Genomic DNA, 15017 nt, shown 5'->3' with positions numbered 1-15017 from the left:
AAGGAGGGTATATGAGTAATACGATAATCCCGCTCCTTAATGCGCAGCAGCAAGGAATGTCCACGACAATAACCAATATTGCCACGCGGCAAGAGGTTTTTGCCCAAGTTGCGCAATATGTCGCTGCCGAAGTTGTTGCGGAAGAGAATAAAAAATTGGATAAGGCTGCTGACGACCCGGAAGCGTCCCTGGTTAACCGTGACGGCGGAGGGCAAAACGAACCTCAGGAAAATTTTCAGCAGCGCCATGAAAAGGAAGAAGATGTCGAAACAAGCCCTTCCTATCATAATCCTTTAGCAGGCAAGCTCTTTAACGCAAAGGTATAGAGAAACAAATGAATTTGCTTATTTTAGCCGCAATCACCATTGCCGAGTTATTCCTTATCGTTCTTGTATTGTTTTTTTTCAGAAGGCTGCGCAAGTCCGAACAAGTGATGCTCGCTATGCAGAACAATCAGGATGAACTTATGGAGCGGATGGTGCGCAATGCTAATTTGGAGCAGGAGCTTGTGGCTACTTTCATGCAGCGTCAGGCGGAACTTGAACGTCTTAATGTCGCTATGGAAGAGCGTATTTTCATGCTTAAAAAATTGCTTAAACAAGCGGAAGAAATAAGCCATTCACCGTATCTGCTCCGTGAAGTGATCATGAATTCACGGAAAAAAGGCATGAATACCGATATGATCGCCCATAAAACAGGGCTTGCTAAAGATGAGATTGAATTGATTTTGAAAAAAGAAAATTTACTTTAATTCTTGAATATTGACACATAGCAAAGCTTTTTGTATTTTAAAAAAAAGTGCAAAGGCTTATGAATGGATACGTACCGACCCAAAAAAACTCTTGTTACCTGCCATAGAAATGCCGATTTTGACGCATTGTGTTCCTTATTCAGCATGTCTTTTTTTTATCCGGATGCTCAAATCGTCTATCCAGGCTCACAGGAAAAAATCGTACAAGCTTTTGTGCATGAAGTCATCGACCCCCTTTTTAATTATGTCAACCCCAAGGATATCGATTTTGAAGGCATAGAACGGCTTGTTGTTGTGGATACTTCCCATACGAGCCGTTTGACGCATATTCAGCCTCTTTTGGATAGGGCGGGTTTTAAGCATGATGTTGAAGAAGAACAGGAAAATCAAGAGTTAGAAGTCATTATTTACGACCATCACCCTCAGACCAATATCAAGGCAAGCGGGGGAAGAATTGAAATCGTCGGCTCGACGTGTACGCTTATTTGCGAAGAGCTGCAGCGAAATAACAGGAATATTCCCGGTGAGGCTTTGTGCTTGCTCGGACTTGGTCTTTATTCCGATACCGGCGCTTTCACATATAATTCTGTCACCACGAGGGAGGCACAGGCTTTGTCATGGCTTTTGACACAGGGGTTCGAGCCTGATTTTGTCACTGCCTATGTCAATAAGCAAATCAATAAGGAACAGCTTTTCGCTTTGAACGATTTGGTGGAATCTGCGCAGTTTTATGATGTCGCAGGCATTAAATTCATTCTTGCAAGCTCGAAATTTGAAGAATGCTTGTATGATATCGCTTCGCTGACCCCTTTGTTTTTAGAAATATATCCTTGTGACGTTCTTTTCATGGTCGCCGCCATGGACGGCAAAGTGCAGGTTGTTGCACGCAGCAAAGATTATTCCGTTGATGTGGGGCAAATCATGGCTCTGCTTGGCGGCGGCGGGCATGCTTACGCGGCGGCGGCTACCGTGAAAGACAAGAGCATGCATGAAGTTTTGACGTTCATTGAAAGCCAGATCACGTTATTTTCCCATAAAGACAAGACTGTCCGGCGCCTTATGTCCGCTCCCGTAATGGGGGTCGATGAAAACGACTGTATCGAGCATGCCGCGGATTTGATGACGCGCTACGGCTTTAAGGCTGTGCCTATTTGGAATGAGCAGACGAAACGCTGTGCGGGTATTTTGGATTATCAAACATCTGCGAAAGCTGTGAAGCATGGGCTCGGAAAATATTCCGTAACCCAATTCATGAACAGGAATATCCGTTGTGCTACGCTTGAAACGGATTTGCAGACACTTCTCGACATTATCATTGAAGACAAGCAACGCCTTGTGCCTATCGTGGATTGTACGCCTTTGAACGAGGAAGAGGAAATCGCGGAAGAAACGCTCAGGGATTTGTCTGTTATCGGGGTTGTAACCAGAACGGACCTTGTTACTTTGTTTTTAGATGAACAAAATACTTCCGCGACCAAGAAAAAAGCGCATCGCCTTGCAAAGCGGAACGTGCAGAGAATTTTAAGATTGCGTACGCCGAAAGAATGCGTGAAAGCCCTTGAAATAGTCGGGCAATTGGCTGATGAGATGGGAGTTTCCGTTTATGTGGTCGGGGGCTTTGTGCGTGACCTCATCATGGACAGGGAAAAATGGCGCTGGCCCAATATGGATATTGATCTTGTGGTTGAAGGGGATGGCATTGTATTCGCCTATTATTTGGCGGAACTTTTGGGCGGGCGCGTTCGTGAACATAAGGAATTTATGACGGCTATCGTACTTTTTCCGTCCAGCAGGCTGCTGGATAAAAACGATTTTCAGTTTGACCATGAGGAGCAGGAGCTGCGTATCGACGTTGCGACAGCACGTTTGGAATATTATCAAAGTCCTGCCGTGCTTCCCACGGTTGAACTTTCTTCTATCCGAATGGATTTGACACGGCGCGATTTTACTATCAACGCCATGGCTATAAAGCTGAATACCTCAAGCTTCGGGGAACTTGAAGATTATTTTGACGGACAAGGCGATATCAAACAAAAAACCATTCGTATCCTGCATGCTCTCAGTTTTGTTGATGACCCCACAAGGGCTTTGCGGGCAATTCGTTTCGAGCAGCGGTATGATTTTAAAATTTCCATGCAATGTGAACGGCTTATCAGAAATGCTGTTGCCCTGCAATTAATTCAAAAATTAGACGGCAAGCGTATTTTGGCAGAACTTGAAATCATTTTGCAAGAAGAAAGTGTGCTTGAATGCATTTTGCGCATGCAGGATTTTAATTTGTTGGAAGAAATCCATTCCAGTTTAAGCTTATCCCACGCTAATGATGTTGATTTTGTGACAGAAGCGTACAGGGTACTTGATTGGTATGATATGCTCTATCTTGCTGAAAAAATAGATAATCTTTTATTCTTTTTGCTCGTGATGAGCAAAGGGGTTTCCACCGGCGAGTTTAAAGGGCTTCTTGAACGGTTGTGCCTTTCTTCGGTGCAGGTTGAGAAATATTTGTTTATCCGCTCCCAGCTTATCGGTGTTCAGCCGAAAGTTGAAGCATGGTTTGAAAAGAAACGCCCCATGAGTTCTTTACATCTTCTGTTAAAAAATGTCGCAATGGAAGCTATTTTATATATGGTTGTCCGTTTGGAAAAAGAACACGGGGAAGAATTGAAGCGGCAGCTTTCTTATTATATTTATCAGGTCCGTCATGAAAAAATAGATATTACCGGCAATGATATTTTGCGGCTTGGCGTTGAACAAGGGGCAAAGGTCGGCGAAATTTTGCAAAAAGTTCTCTTGGCTAAAATTGACGGCATTATTGCGGGGTATGACGAGGAAATTGTTTACGCCGAAGGGCTTATCAATAAGATTATCATATGATGCAGGAAACGGGGAGGTGTTATCATGGAGGGCAATAAGGAATTGTATTATGAGTATCAAAAAAATTATCATAAAAAGATAAGAGAAATAAAGCAGCGTGTTGCAAACGGTCAGAAAATCAGGGTGGGGTTTTTGGTATGCGCCCTTCCTTCTTTTGCGGCTTTGCCAATGTATCGGGCAATGCAGAAAGAGGAGCTTTTTGAAACCAAAATAGTGATGATTCCCAGTGTGTACAATATCAGAAATGCTTCCGACATCCATTTGGAAGCGGAGAATGTGTTCGGCAAAGAACAGGTGATGACAAGCTATGTTGATGAAAACAGCTTTAGAAGTTTTGACGGCAATTTTGATATTATTTTTTTTTCCAATCCTTATGATAAGATTGTCCTTCCTATTCATTCAATCGAGCATTTTGCAAAATTGGGCGTTTTAACCGTTTATATCGGATACGGATATTTAACTTCCAATCACAAGCTTGATTTTTTTAGAAGAGGGCATGAAATGAGCTGCTTGTGGAAATATTATCTCGATAGTAATGCCGGTTATGCGGAATATGCCGCCCATTCTCCTTTGAAAGGAAGAAACGCCAAGTTTTTAGGCTATGCCAAGATGGATAGTTTTATTCCTTTGCCTGTTGCGCCGAAAGGAAAAAAACGTATTATCATCACAGCCCATCACAGCATGCAGATTTCTGCAGAGTCTATCGGAATACAGTATTCCTGTTTTTTGCGTTATTATGATTTTTATTTGCGTCTTGCCAAAATGTATCCCGGTGTCGAGTTTGTTTTTCGTCCTCATCCGCTTTGGGAAACTGTTTTGCATGAATTTTGGCCGCAGGGTATGATTGATGAATATTACCGAAAAATCGAAGAATTGCCTAATATGTTTTTGCATACCGATTCAAATTATTTTGATTTGTTCCAAGCTTCTCATGCCATGATAAACGATTGCGGATCCTATAATGCGGAATATATGTTCACGGGCAAGCCTCTTTGCATGCTTTCCAAAGGGGATGTGAAGGATAAGGAAAATTATAATGAATATTTTGCGTTGCAATGCATAAAACATCATTATAAGGCCTATTCCGAACTTGATATTATTGCTTTTATCGAAGAAATTGTTTTAAAAGAAAATGATTTTATGAAAAATGACCGTATGGCGTTTTGGAATAGGGAAATAAAAGGGAATTGGCCGCATTCGTCGCAATATGTTCTTGAGGATTTAAAAGCGTCGGTTTTAGGATAGCGCATGGTTAAATTTATTTTTGATTTAGACGGAACATTAACTAAAAAAGAAACATTGCCGATTATTTCCGATTACTTTTCTTTACAGGAAAAAATTGCGGAATTGACCACGCAGACGGTGCAAGGCAACATTCCTTTTGTGGAATCTTTTATTCGACGTGTTTCAATACTTGGAAAATGTCCTGTTTCGGAAGTTTCTGAATTGCTTGCAAAGGTGGAATTGCATGAAAACGTGCATTCTTTCATTTCAGCCAATCCGGAACATTGCGTTATTGCAACAGGAAACCTGCTGTGTTGGGTTGATAAGACAATTCGGAAAATCGGCTGCAAGGCTTATTGCTCGGAAGCATCGGTTGAAAATGATACTGTGACGAAAATCATCTTTATTTTAAGAAAAGAAGCTGTTGTCGATTATTATAAAAAGCAAGGTGATTTTGTTGTATTCATCGGTGATGGCAACAATGATATGGAAGCTATGCGTTTGGCGGATGTTTCCATTGCGACGGGACTGATTCATGCTCCTGCAAACAGCGTGCTCGCTGTTGCGGATTATGCGGTATACAACGAGGAGGCTTTATGCCGTTTGCTCAATCAGTTATTATAAGCTGTGCGGGAATAGGGTCCAGGCTTGGTCTTGCAACGACCAAAGCCCTTATCAATATCAACGGGAAAAGCCTTATCCGTTGGCAGCTGGAACAGTTTAATGATGTGGAAGACGTACGTGTCGTTGTCGGTTTTCAAGCCCAAGATGTGATTGATGAAGTTCTTGCTTATAGAAAAGATGTTGTTTTTGTATATAATCATTCGTATTTCGAAACAAAAACAGGAGCCAGCTATTATTTGGGAGCGAGGCATGGCGCGGAATACGCTTTTGAATACGATGGCGATTTGCTTGTTCATCCCGATGACTTAAAAATGTTGCTCAATCTTGACGGGGAATGGGTAGCGTATTCAGATAAAATGTCAGATGACGCTGTTTATGTTAAAGTTAATCCGCAAGGCGAGGTTGTTTCTTTCTCAAGAGAACAGGGGGATTTTGAATGGACCGGGCCCTGTTGCATCAAAAAACAAAAATTGCGGTATCATTCCGGAAATGTTTTTAATCAGTTGGAACCGTATTTGCCCATGAAAGGCGTTAAAATCAGGGCTTGTGATATTGATACCTTTGAAGATTACCAAAGAGCCGTGGTTTGGGTACAAAAAAATTTATAGTTTCGATTTTGGAGATCAATATGAATGGGAATGCATTGGATTTTTTTCATACTTTGGCTAAAAAAGACGGAATTGAACCTGATGTTGTAAAATTTTCAAAGAGCAATGATTTTTCTGCATTCGATATGGATTTTGTTAAGCCATATCTCGGTTGTTCTGTCGACTGGTTGGATGTCGGGGCGGGTACTGGTTTGCTTATCAACGGGTTACATCAAAAGGTTAGAAACATCGTTGCCATAGAGCCTGTTGAAGAATTTTCAAATTTTATTGTCAAAGCTGAAAATGTGAGCGTTATTAATGAAACCCACAGTGGGTACATAGAAAAATATGCGGATATGCCCTTTGAACTTATCACTTGTTTCGGGTTTATTCAATATTTAAACACTCAAGAAGCGCTTGATTTTTATAAGAAGTTTTATCCGCTTTTAAAAGAGAACGGAAAATTTATCGTTAAAAATCAATTCGGCGTCCAAGGTGATGTTGTTGTCGATACTTTTTCCGAAGCGCTGCAATCTGTCTATTATTCTGAATACAGAACGCTGGAGCATGAGAAAAAGCTGATGGCGGAAGCAGGTTTTAAAAATTTTGAAGTTGTGGATATTTATCCGCCTGAATGCAGTAAATGGGATAATACGCATTATTTTGCAATAGTTGCAGAAAAATGACTTGCATGGTAAGATTTGTTAACGGCATATTATAGAGAGATTGAATTTCGAGCCTGAGAGAAGTACGGTTTTAATCTGGGAGCGAGTGTCTCGTTCGGCAAAGATGTCTGGAAAAAATATTGCTGAAATGCTTGCAGCGCTGCATGATGCTGTGCATGAATGGTGTAGAATAGACGGGCAATTTGAAAATCTTTTCAATAAAAACCTTGACTTTTCGTCTGAATTATATATTGTATCTGCTTGCGTGGAACCTTAGCTCAGTTGGTAGAGCTACCGGCTCATAACCGGTTGGTCGCAAGTTCAACCCTTGCAGGTTCCACCATATTTTCAAAGGACTTATGGAATATTATCCATAAGTCCTATTTTTGTTTTGCGACATTATTGCGACAAAAATATTTTTACCCGTCTTTTTTCATATTTCCCCTTTACCCCTTTTCATATCTTAAAATCTGCCAAAATAAGCAAACACGTACTTTGCGTTCTTTTTCTTTTTTCTTCGCTCAAGGTACTACCCAAGCCTATGTGCTTGCACGGGCGGTTCAATCCCGGCTTTCGGACGCGAACTGCGGAACGAAAATCGCGGAAAAACGGAAATCATTTTTGGTTTTTTCTGTTTCTTTGTAGTACGGGGGTAGGTCATGGAAGATAAAGAAAAAAGTTATCAAGAAAAGATTGAGCAGCGTATTGCGTTGGAAAAGTCTAGAAAAAATCTAAAAAATAAAAAGGCAATACCGAAGCTTAAAATATTCAATAAGGCGGATATTCAAAAAGAAATAGAAAACCGGATACAGGCTGTTTCCGATGAGGATATTCTTGCTTTTTTGGATGAGAACACGCAGGGTGACGCAAAACTATATCAATATCTGCATAATGACTTTGTTATTTACGTCAAATTTTGGAACAGGTTTTTAATTTGGGCGGGCAACCATTGGGCTGAAGACGATACAAATTTGCAATATTCGTATATAGAAAATGTTTGTAAGTGTTATCAGAGAGTTGCGGACAATAAAAAAGAGCTGCTCGATAAAGAAAAAAGCAAAGAAGCGCAATCAATTCTTTTGAAGATACTTGACAGCGTCGAGCGCAGGATAAAACTGCTTCGTACTCCCAGAGGCGGTGAGAGCGTTTTGACAATGGTTCAGCGGATTGAAAGTCCTATGATGTGTCTGCCGAAGCAGATAGACAAGCATTACTATAAATTGGCTTGCCCTAACGGCGTGATAGACATCCGCACAGGCGACATCACACCGGGAAATCCGAAAGATTTACTTTTGAAGTCGTGCATTACGCCGTACAATAAAGATTTATTGGAACTGGAGGACCCGTGCCCGGAAACGTCCGCTTTTTTACTCCGTTCCATGGACGGCAATCAGGAACTTGTGAATTTCATATGGCGTATTCTAGGCTATGGAATCATCCGCGACCGCAAAGACCATATTTTTACCATATTTTGGGGTGAGCACGGCAGAAACGGAAAAGACACGCTGATAAAACTCATCACAAAAGTTTTGGGCTTGGATTTGTCAGGCGACATACCTGTTGAAATGTTTTTACAAACAACGCAGGTTCGGAACTCGTCGGCGCCCAGTCCGGATATTCTCGCTTTGCGCGGCATGTGCATAGGCTGGGTCAACGAAGCGGAAGAGGGACAGCGTTTTGCGCTTGCCAAGCTGAAAAAGCTGACGGGCGGGGGCTATATAACCGCACGGGGTTTGCAGGATAAAGAGCAAACAACATGGCTGCAAACGCATTTGCCTATTATGACGACCAATGAACTGCCAAAGGCAAAAGCGGATGACGCGGCGTTTTGGCAGCGGACAATCATAGTTAAATGGCTGCTGTCGTTTGTGGATAATCCCACGGAACCTTACCAGAGGCAGGCGGATAAAAAACTCGATCAAAAACTTGAAAAAGAGGCTGAGGGTGTTTTAGTGCGGCTTATTCAGGGCGCAATGGATTATCTGCAAAACGGATTGAACATTCCTGATAAGGTGCAGGAATGGACCAGCGGTCAGCGCATGCAGTGGGACGACATAGCCCAATTTATCGAGGAATGCTGCAATGTTGAAGCATATCAAGAAAACCCTAATGACTATAAAATGAAAACGCCCGCATCCGATTTGCACGAGTATTTTGTTATTTGGTATGCCAAAAATAAAGACAACAGGGAAAAAGCGAAAATATCGAGCAAGCTGTTTTCTCAGCTTTTGGATAAGAAAAATATACCGTCAATCCGTTCCAACGGGACGAAAAGGCTTGGGATAAGCTTAAAATTCGATTGTCAGAAAGAACTGGAAAATCACAGGGACAGCAAAAATGTGTATTGATATCTTTTATAATCTGTCCGTATCTGTCCGCCATTTGGTGACAATAACCAAGTGGAAAGACAAGACTTTTTTGTGTTTGGACAGATGGACGGCAAAACTCTTAATTTTCACACGGAACTTAAAAATATGTTTCCGTGTGAAAATATATATAGTATCTGTCCATGTGTCCATTTAATATAAAATATATATAAAATCAATATATTATAAAAAATATATTAAGGACAGATACGGACAGATTTAAAAAGGCAGGCTATGAACAAATTACTTGAACTTTATCATATTCGCTTTGGTAATGCCGTAAAAAGACAAGGTGACGGCTATAACGGTCCTTGCCCGCTTTGCGGGGGAGAACCCGGCAAAAGTGACCGCTTCATGGTGTGGGATTACAAGAAAGACAATCTGAGCAAGGTTTGCACGGAAAACAGCATTTGGGGCGTGTATAACTGCCGCCAGTGCGGCGCTACCGGCGATACTTTGAGCTATCTTATCAACATTGACGGATTGACATTCAAGGAAGCACTTGCGGAGCTTGGTATAACCCCGCATTTTTCCAAATACAGGAAAACGAGAAAAGCGCCGAAGTTTCGGGACAAAGCGGAATATACGCCAAGAGAACGGGAATTGCCAAAAGAAACATGGCAGGATTTTGCCAAAAAGCTTCAAGAAAAAGCCATACAGGATATTCAGCTTTCAAAGGAAGCCAAGAAATATCTCAATGCCCGCGGTATCTCCGATGAAATGATATTTGAGTACAAGCTCGGCTATTTGCCTGGTGAAAACCGCAAGCAAGGCATTTTCAGAATGAGAAGCTCTTTGGGCTTGGAGCCTAAGGAAAAGGACGGCAAAACTTCCAACAGGATTTTTATCCCCAGAGGCATTACTATTCCCACTTATTGGGAAAATGAACTTGTCAGCCTGCGCATACGCCGTCCCAAAGCGGATATTTTACCAACTCCGAACGGTTACACCCCGCCCAAATACATGGAACTTGAGGGCTCCGCAAAAATGCCTTTCATTCTGCTTCCCGAGCCGTGCGATGATTTGAGCTGCTATGCGGTTGTCGAGGCGGAGCTTGACGCGATACTCATCCATGCCTGCATGAATAAGAAGATTGGCGTTATCGCTCTTCGTTCCAATCAGAATAAGCCCTGCCCTGTCACACACGAGCTTATCAAGGATTGTCCCAGAATCCTGTTCGCCATGGATTTTGAAGAAAGCAATGCAGGCATAGCTGCCATGGATTTTTGGGAAGAAACATATCCGCAGCTGAAGCGCTGGCCTGTTCCGGAGGGAAAAGACCCGGGCGAAGCGTTCGGGCTTGGCATTGATATCGCTTGTTGGATAAATGCAGGGCTTCCCAAAACATTCAAGCAAAAACAAGAAAACGGAAAATCAAAAGCATGCACTTCGCACGAGGGTATCATATCAGAAAAACAAACGCTTAACAAGCAAAATGCCGAAATCGGGCATTTGGACGCATCGCAAACTGGTTTTAATAGTATTGGGGGTGAGGGGAAAATTCTTTTATATTTATATAAATTTTGGGGGATTGCAAAATATAAATATAAATTTGACGGTACAGGTTTTGTTGGAAAAAATACGGCTTTTTGCGTTGATGAAAATAAGGAAGAAATGCAGACAATTCAAACTTATACTATTGAGCGTTTTTTAGAAAATAACGAAGTTATGGCATGGTGGAAAAAACATAAAAACATATGGATCAGCTTTGAAAATATTGAAAATGCACTAAAAAAGGAAGGATTGTTATGAGAAAAAGAGAGCAAGATAAGTTTTTTAATTGGCAGCAGGCTTGTGAATTTTTGAATTGCAGTAAGTCATATTTTTATCATTTAGTAACTACCGGAAAATTAAAAGCATTTTGTCTTGGCAAAAGAAAAGGAATACGGGTTTATAAAAGTTCTTGTATTGAATTTTTGAAAATTAAAAAATTATAAAATAAGAGGAGAAAAAATATGAAAGATAGTTCACAAATAGTAAAAGAACTTTTACGGGTCGGGACGGTTACCGTAAAAGACCCCGAAAATATGTGCTGCAGGGTGACTTTTTCAGATACGCCAACGAACGCCGTAACCTCTTACTGGCTTCCTGTTTTGGTTACCCGTGCCCATGGCGACACGTATTACGATTTGCCCGACATCGGCTCAAAGGTGCTTTGCGCTTTTTTGCCGAACGGGCACGAAGAAGGCTTTATTTTAGGCTCGTATTACCCGAAGGGAAAAGCACCCGAAACCGACGGTGATATTTATTGCCATGCGTTCAAGGACGGGACGTATATAGAATACAATAGGAAAGAGCATAGACTGATTGCTTCCTGCGTTTGTGATGTCAACCTTTCTGCACAAGGCACGCTGAATTTACGGGCGGAAAATATAAATATGGCGGCTGGGTCAGTAATCAATATTCAAGCACCGCAAGTAAAGGTACAGGAGTAAATTATGCCGGCAATCACAAGAAAAGGCGATAAAAGCACAGGGCATGACGGCTGCGCGCCGGTTGAAGCGGTCGAAGGTGCAAATAATTTTTTAGTCAACGGCAAGCCCGTTGTATTGGTGGGCGATAAATACGCTTCGCACGGTTGTTTGGTGCATAGTCCGCATCAAGGACAACTCGCAGGCGGCAGTCCTTCGTTTTTTGTCAATGGGCGAGCAGTTGGGCGGGTAGGCGATCCCATAAGCTGCGGCGGAACCGTTGCAAAGGGAGATAGTTTTTTCATTATCGGCAACGGGAATGAAAAGGCGTTGAATAAAGCAGGCTATGAATTAAAAAAAACAGTTACACGGCATACAAGAAGAAAAGAAGATGATATTTTCTTTTGCCTGCCGCTGATTGCCGACGCAATGGGAAATAAAGCCAATGAAAAAGACAGAATTGGCTGGCATTATCTGCGGGATATGTTTTATAAATGGCTTGCAGGCAAAGCCAATGATGTTCCGCAAAACAATCCCAATCCCTTTTGGGTGGATATTGATTGGGTGCTATCTTATGAGAAAGCAGAAGAACAATGGGAATACGCACTGCAAAATAGAATTTTAAATGAAAATGCCCATAAAGAAATAAAAGCACATTTAATAGAGTTAGGCTATATTGCAGAAAAAAGAACGGAATTTGATTTTATCAATATTCCCTCTTCAGAATGGGATAAGCATTATTATCAGCATGTATCTATTAATTTTAGTAACTATGAAATGATGGAAGAAGCTTTTATAAATTTTACAGGCTTATTTGTTGCTCTTGGAAGTTTTACGTTCAAATTTTTAGCTAAAGGAAAAATTGAATATCAAGAAAATGATTTTTTTATTCAAATAGAGCAGGTAGCTGGTTTTGTGCATGATGTATTCAATTTTGAAGATGATTATTATGGAGGTTTTTTAGGTTTTTGGAGTTGTGAAGAAAAGAATATGACTATTAATCCTATAAGCAATGAAAGCTACAAACGAATAGGGAATGGTAAGTTTAGAGATTTTAGGGAATATAATAGAATAGGTAATGATTTTATTGTATTGTCAAAACAAAAAATAATTGACATAATAAATAATACACAATAGATTATAAATATGAATATACAAAAAAAAATCTTTCATATTTTATTTTCTTATTTGTCATCATTTCTTCTTTTTTTTATTATTAATTTTCTTATGTTAGCATTTGATGAACGATATGCATCTATGCCATTTTTTACTAAAATCTTAATTCCAATAGGAGCATTTTTTTTTACTTTACTTTTTGTTTTTTTTAGTTGGTTTTCTTTACTTTTTTTTATATTATATTTACTTGTTTCAATTATTGTAACTTATTTTTGGTATAAATATTATACAATAAGACAGCTGATTTTGCTCTATTTTGTAAATGGAATATTATTAGGAACTCTTGCTATAATATTTTTACATTGTATACATTTTAGTATGCCTGGTGATGGAGCAGGAATATCTTTAATGAATTTAAAAGGTGGATAAAAATCTTTTTTGGATTAAAGTTAAAACAACTCTCTCAAAAGGTGCATAATGCCCTTTTTTTGATTTAATTCTAAAAATTTTTGTCCATATTCTCCGTATCTTCCACCACGTTCACGACAGGAAAATAAAACTTTGCTAATACAGTAGTAAACCACTTATGGGAGTAAACTATGCCGGCAATTACAAGAAAAGGCGATAAAAGCACAGGGCATGACGGCTGCGCCCCGGTTGAAGCGATCGAAGGTGCAAATAATTTTTTAGTCAATGGCAAGCCCGTTGTTTTGGTTGGCGATAAATACGCTTCGCACGGTTGTTTGGTGCATAGTTCGCATCAAGGACAACTCTCAGGCGGCAGTCCTTCGTTTTTTGTCAATGGGAGTTGGGCGGGTAAGGCGATCCCATAAGCTGCGGCGGAACCGTGGCGGAGGGAGATAGTTTTTTCATTATCGGCAACGGGAATGAAAAGGCGTTGAATAAAGCAGGCTATGAATTAAAAAAAACAGTTACACGGCATACAAGAAGAAAAGAAGACGATATTTTCTTTTGCCTGCCGCTGATTGCCGACGCAATGGGCAATAAAGCCAATGAAAAAGACAGAATAGGCTGGCATTATCTGCGGGATATGTTTTATAAATGGCTTGCAGGCAAAGCCAATGATGTTCCGCAAAATAATCCCAATCCCTTTTGGGTGGATATTGATTGGGTGTTAAGTTATTTCCCTGAAGAATTTTTATCTGTTAATTTTCCTAATGCTGCAAAAAATGAAAAAGCGATTATTTCACTGAATAATATTCTTGCTCGTGAAGGCTATTTTGAAAAACAGAATAATGAATTTGATTTTGTTAATAATTTGTGGCAAGAGTGGGAACGTTATTATTATCAACGAGTTGATATCGAAGAATATCAACTCGTAGGAATAGGAATAATTGCAGCTTTAGAAACTTTTACATTTCGTTTTTTACCAAAAGGAAAAATTGAATATTTAGATGAAAATAAATATAAAATTATTGTTGAACAAGTGGCAGTTTTTGTGCATGATGTTTTTAATTTTGAGGGTGATGCAAATCTTTTGTTTGATACTTTAGGCTGTTGGAGTTGTGAAGAAAAAGATGTAAGTATTGTTCCTAAGAATGATACTTACAAAAAAATGAGTAATGCAAAATTTAGAGATTTTAGAGAACACAATAAAATAGGCAATGATTTTTTAGTATTATCAAAGCTGAAAGAATTAAATATTACTTTTGAATATTTTCATACGGTGTAATTATGAATAGAATTTTTGTTTTTACAATATTATGTATGATAATAGAGTTAATAACTTTATTATTGTATGGTATTATAGCTGCTCCGTTTAATTTTAAATTAAATCGAACTGTTTTAATAAATAATACTTGTCAGCATATTGAGTTTGAATCCAAACAACACACTTTAATGAATAATAAATTTTATATTATAAAAAAGTGTGTAATAGTTCAATTGATAAGTATACTATTGTGCAGTATTATAACATATTATTTTCCTTTTAAATCAAATCAGGATTTTTTATTTCATTTCTTATCAGTATTAATATATGTACCAATAGGATATATTGATTTATTTAATTTTCCACAATTAAAATATTTTTTATATTTTTTTGTTTTTTTAACAATTTTAGTGACATTTTTATTTTTTAACCGGCGAAATAAAATGATAATATTTTTATTTTATTTTTTGTATGCTGGTATATGGTCTTATCATGGATATTTTGTTTTTTTATTTTCTGTGTCCTCCATGCCCGGAAACGGCTCAGGAATATATTAAAAATCCAATTCTTTCAAAAGGTGCGTAACGCACCTTTTTTATTGAATAAAGTTCAAAAATTTTTATCCATATTGTCTTTATTGTCCATATTCTCCATGACAGAGCTGTTTTTTTTGGGTTATCGGTATAAGATAAATTTGTTGCAAGGAGTAAATTATGCCGGCAATCAC

Annotated in this window: 15 protein-coding genes and 1 tRNA gene; all 16 read left to right on the top strand. The window is 39.4% G+C overall.

The genetic code is table 11. The features are described from left to right. The first annotated feature begins 11 nt into the window (after positions 1-11). The 16 genes from JBF11_RS03765 to JBF11_RS03690 all read left to right on the top strand — a co-directional run bounded on the left by JBF11_RS03765 (position 12) and on the right by JBF11_RS03690 (position 14311). Entirely contained in the window at positions 12-326 is a 315-nt protein-coding gene (locus JBF11_RS03765; RefSeq protein WP_334316047.1) for a hypothetical protein, read from the top strand. Between the two features lie 8 nt (positions 327-334). Next, a complete protein-coding gene (locus JBF11_RS03760; protein WP_334316046.1) occupies positions 335-751 on the top strand; it encodes a hypothetical protein in 417 nt (138 codons plus the stop codon). 63 nt (positions 752-814) lie between these two features. Continuing rightward, positions 815-3625, top strand: a complete 2811-nt coding sequence (locus tag JBF11_RS03755) for a CBS domain-containing protein (protein ID WP_334316045.1) — start codon at positions 815-817, stop codon at positions 3623-3625. 24 nt (positions 3626-3649) lie between these two features. After that, complete coding sequence (locus tag JBF11_RS03750; RefSeq protein WP_334316044.1) at positions 3650-4870, top strand: glycosyltransferase family protein; 1221 nt, start codon at positions 3650-3652, stop codon at positions 4868-4870. A 3-nt stretch (positions 4871-4873) separates the two neighbouring features. Beyond that, entirely contained in the window at positions 4874-5473 is a 600-nt protein-coding gene (locus JBF11_RS03745) for an HAD-IB family phosphatase (RefSeq protein WP_334316043.1), read from the top strand. Continuing rightward, on the top strand, positions 5446-6081 hold the full coding sequence (locus JBF11_RS03740) for an NTP transferase domain-containing protein (RefSeq protein WP_334316042.1): 636 nt from the start codon (positions 5446-5448) through the stop codon (positions 6079-6081). Before JBF11_RS03745 ends, JBF11_RS03740 begins: the two co-directional genes overlap by 28 nt. A gap of 20 nt (positions 6082-6101) precedes the next feature. Continuing rightward, positions 6102-6746: a methyltransferase domain-containing protein gene (locus JBF11_RS03735; RefSeq protein WP_334316041.1), complete on the top strand. Its 645-nt coding sequence runs from the start codon at positions 6102-6104 to the stop codon at positions 6744-6746. A gap of 246 nt (positions 6747-6992) precedes the next feature. Then, positions 6993-7068: transfer RNA gene (locus tag JBF11_RS03730), tRNA-Ile, on the top strand. Positions 7069-7384: 316 nt separating this feature from the next. Then, complete coding sequence (locus JBF11_RS03725) at positions 7385-9073, top strand: DNA primase family protein (RefSeq protein ID WP_334316040.1); 1689 nt, start codon at positions 7385-7387, stop codon at positions 9071-9073. Positions 9074-9325: 252 nt separating this feature from the next. Beyond that, entirely contained in the window at positions 9326-10843 is a 1518-nt protein-coding gene (locus JBF11_RS03720; protein WP_334316039.1) for a hypothetical protein, read from the top strand. Further along, the gene (locus JBF11_RS03715; protein ID WP_334316038.1) at positions 10840-11028 is read left to right on the top strand and encodes a helix-turn-helix domain-containing protein; all 189 of its coding nucleotides are present in this window, start codon (positions 10840-10842) and stop codon (positions 11026-11028) included. Before JBF11_RS03720 ends, JBF11_RS03715 begins: the two co-directional genes overlap by 4 nt. Before the next feature lie 18 nt (positions 11029-11046). Continuing rightward, positions 11047-11526, top strand: a complete 480-nt coding sequence (locus JBF11_RS03710; protein WP_334316037.1) for a phage baseplate assembly protein V — start codon at positions 11047-11049, stop codon at positions 11524-11526. A 3-nt stretch (positions 11527-11529) separates the two neighbouring features. Next, the gene (locus JBF11_RS03705; RefSeq protein ID WP_334316036.1) at positions 11530-12639 is read left to right on the top strand and encodes a DUF6402 family protein; all 1110 of its coding nucleotides are present in this window, start codon (positions 11530-11532) and stop codon (positions 12637-12639) included. A gap of 9 nt (positions 12640-12648) precedes the next feature. Beyond that, positions 12649-13047, top strand: a complete 399-nt coding sequence (locus JBF11_RS03700) for a hypothetical protein (RefSeq protein WP_334316035.1) — start codon at positions 12649-12651, stop codon at positions 13045-13047. 170 nt (positions 13048-13217) lie between these two features. Beyond that, positions 13218-13451, top strand: coding sequence for a PAAR domain-containing protein (locus JBF11_RS03695; protein WP_334316034.1), 234 nt, complete (start codon positions 13218-13220; stop codon positions 13449-13451). Between the two features lie 14 nt (positions 13452-13465). Beyond that, on the top strand, positions 13466-14311 hold the full coding sequence (locus tag JBF11_RS03690; RefSeq protein WP_334316033.1) for a DUF6402 family protein: 846 nt from the start codon (positions 13466-13468) through the stop codon (positions 14309-14311). Positions 14312-15017: the final 706 nt, after the last annotated feature.

Source organism: Taurinivorans muris, assembly GCF_025232395.1.
In the GTDB taxonomy this organism is placed as follows: Bacteria; Desulfobacterota; Desulfovibrionia; order Desulfovibrionales; family Desulfovibrionaceae; genus Taurinivorans; species Taurinivorans muris.
This window is presented reverse-complemented; position numbering and strand designations above follow the sequence as displayed.